This window comes from Persicitalea sp. (assembly GCF_041751555.1).
Lineage (GTDB): Bacteria > Bacteroidota > Bacteroidia > Cytophagales > Spirosomataceae > Persicitalea.
In genome coordinates this window covers 1-7,081 of the sequence record NZ_JBGSXF010000040.1, presented here as the reverse complement: position 1 = coordinate 7,081, position 7,081 = coordinate 1, and the positions used below count along the sequence as shown (strand labels likewise).

6 protein-coding genes are annotated in these 7,081 nt (G+C 54.8%); 1 reads left to right on the top strand and 5 read right to left on the bottom strand.

Annotation, left to right across the window (positions count from 1 at the left end):
* From ACEW8P_RS01205 to ACEW8P_RS01195, 3 genes are all read right to left on the bottom strand, one after another.
* Window positions 1-618: DEAD/DEAH box helicase (locus tag ACEW8P_RS01205; protein ID WP_373511287.1), on the bottom strand; the 618-nt coding region annotated here is incomplete at its 3' end.
* A 38-nt stretch (window positions 619-656) separates the two neighbouring features.
* Window positions 657-1,430 (bottom strand): penicillin-binding transpeptidase domain-containing protein, encoded by a 774-nt coding sequence (locus ACEW8P_RS01200; protein ID WP_373511286.1) that lies wholly within the window; start codon window positions 1,428-1,430, stop codon window positions 657-659.
* Between the two features lie 53 nt (window positions 1,431-1,483).
* Window positions 1,484-2,368 (bottom strand): ROK family protein, encoded by an 885-nt coding sequence (locus ACEW8P_RS01195; protein WP_373511285.1) that lies wholly within the window; start codon window positions 2,366-2,368, stop codon window positions 1,484-1,486.
* A gap of 193 nt (window positions 2,369-2,561) precedes the next feature.
* Between ACEW8P_RS01195 and ACEW8P_RS01190 the strand changes: the two genes are divergently transcribed.
* Window positions 2,562-3,023, top strand: coding sequence for an MOSC domain-containing protein (locus tag ACEW8P_RS01190; RefSeq protein WP_373511284.1), 462 nt, complete (start codon window positions 2,562-2,564; stop codon window positions 3,021-3,023).
* A gap of 1 nt (window position 3,024) precedes the next feature.
* Here ACEW8P_RS01190 and ACEW8P_RS01185 read toward each other — a convergent pair whose 3' ends face one another.
* Together ACEW8P_RS01185 and ACEW8P_RS01180 are read right to left on the bottom strand one after the other, a co-directional pair.
* Window positions 3,025-6,759, bottom strand: coding sequence for a PVC-type heme-binding CxxCH protein (locus ACEW8P_RS01185; RefSeq protein ID WP_373511283.1), 3,735 nt, complete (start codon window positions 6,757-6,759; stop codon window positions 3,025-3,027).
* 27 nt (window positions 6,760-6,786) lie between these two features.
* A partial coding sequence (locus tag ACEW8P_RS01180) for a hypothetical protein (RefSeq protein ID WP_373511282.1) occupies window positions 6,787-7,081 on the bottom strand: 295 nt, incomplete at its 5' end.

Here is a 7,081-nt window from a genome sequence, read left to right as displayed (position 1 = left end):
CATTGGGAATTCCAGAAACTCGTAGGAGAACTTCTCAACCTTTTCCTGAAAAGTAGCCGAGAAGAGCAGGTTCTGTCGCTTGGTAGGAATCACTTCCAGAATGCGCCGGATTTGCGGCATGAAGCCCATGTCCAGCATCTTGTCGGCCTCGTCAAGTACCATCGTCTTGATGTGTTTCAAAACGATTTCTCCCTTGGCGTACAAATCCAGGAACCGCTGTGGCGTAGTGACCAGAATATCCACGCCCTGCCGCAACGCTTCGATTTGCGCCTTCGGACCGACGCCACCGTAGAGAGCTACGATGCGTAGGTCGGTGTGGCTACCTAGTTCTTCGGCGGCCTTTGCAATCTGCATGACCAGTTCACGCGTCGGGGCCAGGATCAGCGCGCGGGGATCGGCACCTTGCGCGTACTTTAACTTCATGAGCAGCGGCAGCACGAAGGCTGCCGTTTTGCCTGTCCCGGTTTGAGCGATGCCCAGCACGTCGTGCCCCGCCATCGCCAGCGGAATGGCTTGTTCCTGAATGGGCGTAGGTTCGGTATAGCCCGCGTCGGCGATGGCGTCGAGTAGTTGGCGGTTGAGCTTGAACTGCTCGAAGGGGTTGGCCTGGTTTTCCATGCTGCAAAGGTACAGAATCCTGGACGAGACCGCGTTTTTCACAAAACACCTAAATCACCCAATATCTTTCTCGTAATTTCCTTCCGCTGTCTGCCGAAGCGGTCGCTCTGCCGGGCGTCGGGCTGATATAGGCGCGTGGCGAAGAAATAGACGTTGCCTTTCGTTTCTACGTACCCGACGTACCAGCCCACGTGCGTGGGTTTGGTGTCGGCCCAGCCGGTTTTGGCGCGGAGGGTGTAGGCGTCGGTTTTTTCTTCCACCATGATTTCTTTGCCGATGCGGTAGGTACGGGCGCTGAACGGAGCGGTTTCGGCCTGAATTTTCTGGAGAACTTCCAATTGGTTCTTGGGAGAAATCTTCAAACTCGATCCCAGCCAAAATAGCGTCAGGCCACCGCTGATGTCCTCGTTCCCGTAGCTTAATGCTTTTAAATAGTCGTGATACTTTTCCTCACCGACGCGCTTGGCGATTTCCTGATAAAACCAGAAGGCGGAGTTCTTATAGGCAAGGGCAAGATGGTAGTCTCTCTCCCAGATTTTCATCCGCTTGGGCGTACCGTCCCATTTGATAACTTCCATCTTGTCCCGTACCGCTCCGGTTTCCAGGGCGATGAATGTGTTGGGGACTTTGAAGGTCGAGGCCGGGGAAGTGGTTTTGGTAAAATCGGCCTTATCGGTCGTAGCGTATTCTTTTTTATTCAGATCATAAAGGCTAAAACTACCTTCAAAGCCCGCTTCTTTGAAATAATGCTGGAATTGGGGAAGTGCTTTCTGGGCTAATAATGGGTAGTTTCCGAGCAGTGCTATTGACAATACTAAAAACGATTTCCTGAACATTTTCTCCGTTATTTTTTTAAATGTAATTTTTAACTCTCCTTCATCGCAAACCCCGCCGCACCAATCGCCCCGGCCATGTCGCCGAAGTGCGCTTGCAGAATCGGCGTGTTTTTACCACCGGGACGCCATTCGTACACATCCAGAAAAGCTCGCAGCGGCTCGAAGAGGGCCTCGTCGGCTAAGGTGATCCCTCCGGCCAGCACGATGCAGTCTGGCGAAAAGGTGTTGACCAGCGAACTCAACCCTACCGCCAGCGCCTTGACCGACGCCAGCCAAATGTAGGTCGCGAACGGCTCGCCCTTACGATAGGCTTCCACCAATTCCCAGGTAGATGTGTAGCGGCCGCGGCTACGACGCTCGATGGAGTAGTTGCCGATGGCGTATTCCAAACTACCCGGTGCACCCACAATGCTGCACTCGTCGTCGTAGGCGTTAACGGTAATATGGCCGATGCTGCCCGCCATTTGCGACAAGCCCTGGTAGAGTTCGCCATTAATGTACAGCCCGCCGCCCACGCCCGTCCCCAGCGTAACTAGGACAACATTTTTGTGATCCTTGGCTACTCCGAAGGCGGTTTCAGCCATCAAAGCAGAGTGTGCATCGTTGATCACGCGCGTCGGTAGACCAAGGTAGTCGCCCCACACGAAATTCACCAGCCCCGGCAATCGGTTGGGCAGGAAAGCAATGCAGCGGTTGGTCTCATCCGGCAAGCCGGGGGCCGACAGACCAATGCCCGCGATGGGTTCCTGCCAAAAACTCTGAAAGTACCGCGCCATTTCGCGCACATTCTCGCGCCATAGACCGTCCGGGTCGTCATGCGTAGGGATATAATGCTGCTTCAGTACCTCGCCGTTCGCGTCAACTAATACGCCTTTTATATTTGTTCCGCCGAGATCGATGCCGATGTAAACCATTTTTTTGTGTAATTGTGGAACTGTGTAATCGTTGAATTGTTGAAGCGGTCGCCGTTATAGCGTTGAGTAGTTTGTTTGTTGATTCGGGGAGTTGCTGGGGCAGTTTTTTTTGGGTTATTTTTGTGAAGATACCGATTTACATTTTATACTTTTCATGGCCACTCCCTCCCCAAATTCCCCACTATTTGAATTGATGCAGAACTACCCCCGGCCCGGCAGAGTAGAGTGGATGAGCGTGCGGCCCGTCAAGCGGCAACCTCCACAGGAAGTAGCAGAAGCCTACGCCCGCCCCGGTACCGGACTCGATGGCGATCACTACGCGGGAAAGCCCGGCAGCAAACGGCAAGTCACGCTTCTGCAGGCGGAACATCTGACAGCGGTGGCATCTTTTCTGGGTCGGGATACGGTCGATCCACTGCTGTTGCGCCGAAACATCATTGTACGGGGCCTGAACCTGCTGGCTCTGAAAGATAAACGCTTCACCATCGGTGAAGCGGAGTTTGAGTACAGCGGCGAGTGCCACCCATGCAGCCGCATGGAGCAAAACCTCGGCCCCGGCGGCTACAACGCCATGCGCCAACATGGTGGCATCCTGGCGCGGGTCGTGCGGGAAGGCCGCATCCGCGTCGGTGACCAGGTCGTTGTCGTGTCGTAAATTATTTGGCGGCTTTGGTCACGTCCTCCTTCACCACTTTCATCATCCCATTCATCAGCCGCCAATGGCCGGGGAAGGTGCAGACGTAGGGATAATCGCCCAACGTGGCGGGGGCGGTGAATTTCAGGCGGAAGGTTTGGTCGGGATTTACCAGCGGTGTGGAAGCGATGACCTGCGGGATGTCGGGGACGTAGTTCTTCTCCATACCGTCCTTGGCTGTGATGAGTTTATCGGCGGCGTTGCCAATGATTTCCATTGACTTGGGTTTGCCGATGACCACATTGTGCTGCATGGCATCGGGATTCTCGAATACAATAATGACAGGCTTTCCGGCGGTGACGGTGAACTCCGTTTTATCAAATTTCAGGGCTTCGCGAATAGCCTTAATGTGAATTATCTGCACGTTCGGGTCGTCAGCTTCGGCGTCCTTCATGCCAAAGGACTCCATGAAGGCCGACATCTTCCCCGCTAAATCTGATGAAATGTTTCCATTCAAACTGGCCAAAAGTTTCTGACTCGCCGGGGAAGCCGTTTCCTTCCGCTTCGCGTTCCAGCCATTCAGGACACCCTTGGTGATGGCAAAATTTCCATCGGCGTCCAGATTTTGGGCGGTCTGAAGCATCGCCAGCACCAAGTCGGCAGCGGCGTAGGAGGCGTAGCTGCGGGCGGCGCGTTCAAGAGCGAAATCGGACATTTTCTGCGGACGGCGTATTTCAAAGGTTTTACTGAACACATTGTTGCGCTCATTGGCCTCGTCCACGCTATTGTCCTGATCTATCGTTGCGGTGACAGTCACTTTTCCGGCTTGCTCGGAGGTAAAGCCGAAGGCGGCATTCCAGGGGCCGTTATTACCCTCAGACAGCTCGACCTTTTCACCGGGAGCAAGTCCCTTGTCCAGTTTACGGCTGATGTAATTCAATTCCAAACCGCCGCCGCGTACAGCTACCGTTACCACAGGAATCTGCTCTTTGGGAATCGCCACCTTACTTTGGTTCGTGATTTGCAGCGTAATGCGACCGTACTCACGGACAAATGGATTAGAAGGATTAAGCTTGATGTCGGTAATGGTCAAATCAGGTTTTCCTTCGGCCATTTTCGTTTCACCCATCGAATGCTGACTGTGGTCCATTCCCTCGTGGTTCATTGCGGCCCCACCAGCCATACTGGCAGATGCGGAGGTTTTGGGTTTACTGGCCAATCTTTTGGCAATATATTTCTGTCGCAACGCGCCATTGTGCGCATTCATCATCACGGCGAAGGCATCCGGTAGCCAGCGGTCTTCGGCCTCCTTGTACTCTTCCACCCGCGCCAATACAGCGTTTTCCACGGCGGGCGTCAGGGGCGTTTCGGTGAAGGCCAGCAGCGTGTTCAGCACCACGAGAGGCTCTTTATCGTGCAGGGCATCCGCTTTGAGCAGGGCCTGGGCGATAGCAGCATTTTTGGGTAACACCTGAATGGCGTTCTTCCGAACCGCTGCGCTCGGATGGCGCAGGGCGGCGGTTGCGGCGGCCAGCACGGTGGGGTCGTTCATGGCATCCAGACCGTGCAAAGTCCACAGCGCGTGGATAGCGGCAGTGTTCAGACCGATTTTATCGACCGAATTGTCTTTCAGCAATGCCACCAATTGCGGTACTACATCCTTATTACCACGCTCCACCAGCAGCCGCTGGGCGTGCATCCGCCAGAGCATATTGCTGTTTTTCAGCGTAGCTACCAGTTGGGTAGGATTATTCTTGCCAAGCATTATTGGGGTGTATGCCGGGGCATCTTTCCAGCCAATGCGGTATAGCCTGCCGTGCGTGTAGTCGCGCAGGTCGGTGTCATAGGCGTTACCGCCGCCGTTGTCGAAGCCCTTGGGCGTAGGGTTATGCTGGATGATGAAACTGTACCAGTCAGCCACCCACACGGCTCCGTCGGGGCCGACCTCGGCGAAGACGGGCGACACCCATTCATCGGCACCGGCCAACAGGTTGAAGTCGGCAGCGTCGGCATAGTCGGTACCGTTTTTCACCATATTATTTTGGTGCAAAACGTGGCCTGTCGGCTCGGAGACGAAGGCCACTTGGTTCCAATATTCCTGGGGGAAAGCACGTGCGGTGTAGAAACTTTGGCCCGCCGCCGCCGTGAAACCGCCGAAAACGTCCACCTGCCGCACTTTGGGCGTGATGGGTTTCATATCCTTATGCGTGTCGGTGCTGCGACCGCCGTTGTCCACGCGGCTCTTGCCAAAATAACGGTTCGGAATCGCCATGTACCAGCCGTGGGCGTTGTTGGCCGTGGAGCCGAAGAGGTCGCCCGCTTCGTTGAAGCCCAGTCCCCAGGTGTTGTTGGAGGTGTTAGTCATGACCTCCATGTCGGACCCATCGGGCCGGAAGCGGTAGAGCGCCTGCCCGAAATTCAGGCTGTCTTTATTACCGAATTTCCCCTTGAAACCTGAATACCCAACCGCCCCATAGACCCAGTTGTCGAAGCCATAGTGGAGGCTGGAAGGCCCGGCGTGGGTGTCGAAAGTACCAAAGCCAGTGAAGAGAATTTTCTTGACATCGGCTTTGTCGTCGCCGTCGGTATCCTGCAAAAACAGCATGTGCGGGGCCTGTGACACGATGAGGCCGCCGTTGGCGAAAACCAGGCCCGTTGGGATGCTTAGACCCTCGGCGAAGCGCGTGAACTTGTCGGCTTTGCCGTCGTTGTTCGTGTCTTCACAAATCAAAATGTAGTCGCTGCCGCCGCTGGCTTTGCGCTCGTTGGGATAGTCTTTGGTAATCAGCACGAAGAGTCGGCCTTTTTCGTCCCAGGTCATGGCGATGGGGTGCATTACGTCCGGCTCGTGGGCGAAGACATCCAGCGTAAAGTCCACCGGAATCTGAATATGTTTCACCGACTCCTCGGGCGAAAGCGGTAGTTGCTGCATCTGCGGGCCGGGCCGCTGCTCGTAGTTGGGCAGCTTCGCCTCGCGGTATTCAAGCTTCTTGGGATTCAAGGCGGCGAGGGAGGCCCGGGCGTCGTCGCTCACGGCCCAGCGGATACCGTTTTCAAGTAGTTTTTGAAAATCAGGATTTTCCCAGGTGCGCTCGTCGTGACCGTAAGCGGTGTAGAACACGCGGCCCTTGCCGTGGGTCCGTACCCAAGTGTAGGGTTCCTTGGACACGCCGGGCCGGTCTTTGGCCTGATCGGCCTGAATGATTCGCTCGGTAATGACGATATTATCGGGTTGTAGTTTTTCGTGCAGGTAGGTTTCGTCCCAGGTTTTGAACGGCTTGATACCCGCCAATACGGGATGGTCGGGCTTGGCCCAGACGGGCTGAATGGTATCCATTGTATGCCGCCAGAATTGTCCGCCGATGAGCTTCACTACCTCCGCGTTGTTCCTGAAACAATAGGATGCGCAGTGAATCGGCAGAAAGCCCTTGCCGCTCGCCACAAAATCCAACAGGGCGTCGGCCTGGGTCGGCGCGATACTATCCCAATTGGCAAAAAGCATCAGAGCGTCGTACTTGCCCAGCGTTTTCGGATTGAGGTCGGTCAGCTTGTCGGTGTACGTGAAGTTGATCCCCTTACTTCCCATGGATTCCATCAAGATCGGGATAAAATCAACCGGGCGATGGTGGCCATTGTCACCCAGGAAAAGTACTTCCAGGCGGCGGGCTTTCGAAGCGGAGTTGATGGTTTGAGCCGAACTTACACTACCCGTAAGGAAAAGGATGGCTACTATAAAAGAAGAGACGATGTGTTTCATATTTTTTTTAGAATAATAATCAATGATTCAGTACCAATCCTTGCTTGCAGATTCATTTACTTGCTTGACGACCAATTCTCCAGTACAATATAGGCCCACGCCGAAGGCAAGAATCGTAAAAAAAATGCCGATGGGTAAAAAGATAACGGCTCCGGTAACACATTTGGCTCCGTTACCTGATATTCCGTAGGCCATTGTGCTGCCACAAATCATAACGGCCAAACCTGTCGTCAAGAACCCTAGCCCCGCGCTGACGACCGTACTGGCGGCCAGCAACCAGACCGATCTCCGCACCTGAGGCAGCCGGGCCAGCCGAATGACG

Bases quoted from the DNA above. Each gene is read 5' to 3' on its own strand.
- ACEW8P_RS01185 (WP_373511283.1), bottom strand. From the start codon at position 6,759: ATGAAACACATCGTCTCTTCTTTTATAGTAGCCATCCTTTTCCTTACG.
- ACEW8P_RS01190 (WP_373511284.1), top strand. From the start codon at position 2,562: ATGCAGAACTACCCCCGGCCCGGCAGAGTAGAGTGGATGAGCGTGCGG.
- ACEW8P_RS01195 (WP_373511285.1), bottom strand. From the start codon at position 2,368: ATGGTTTACATCGGCATCGATCTCGGCGGAACAAATATAAAAGGCGTA.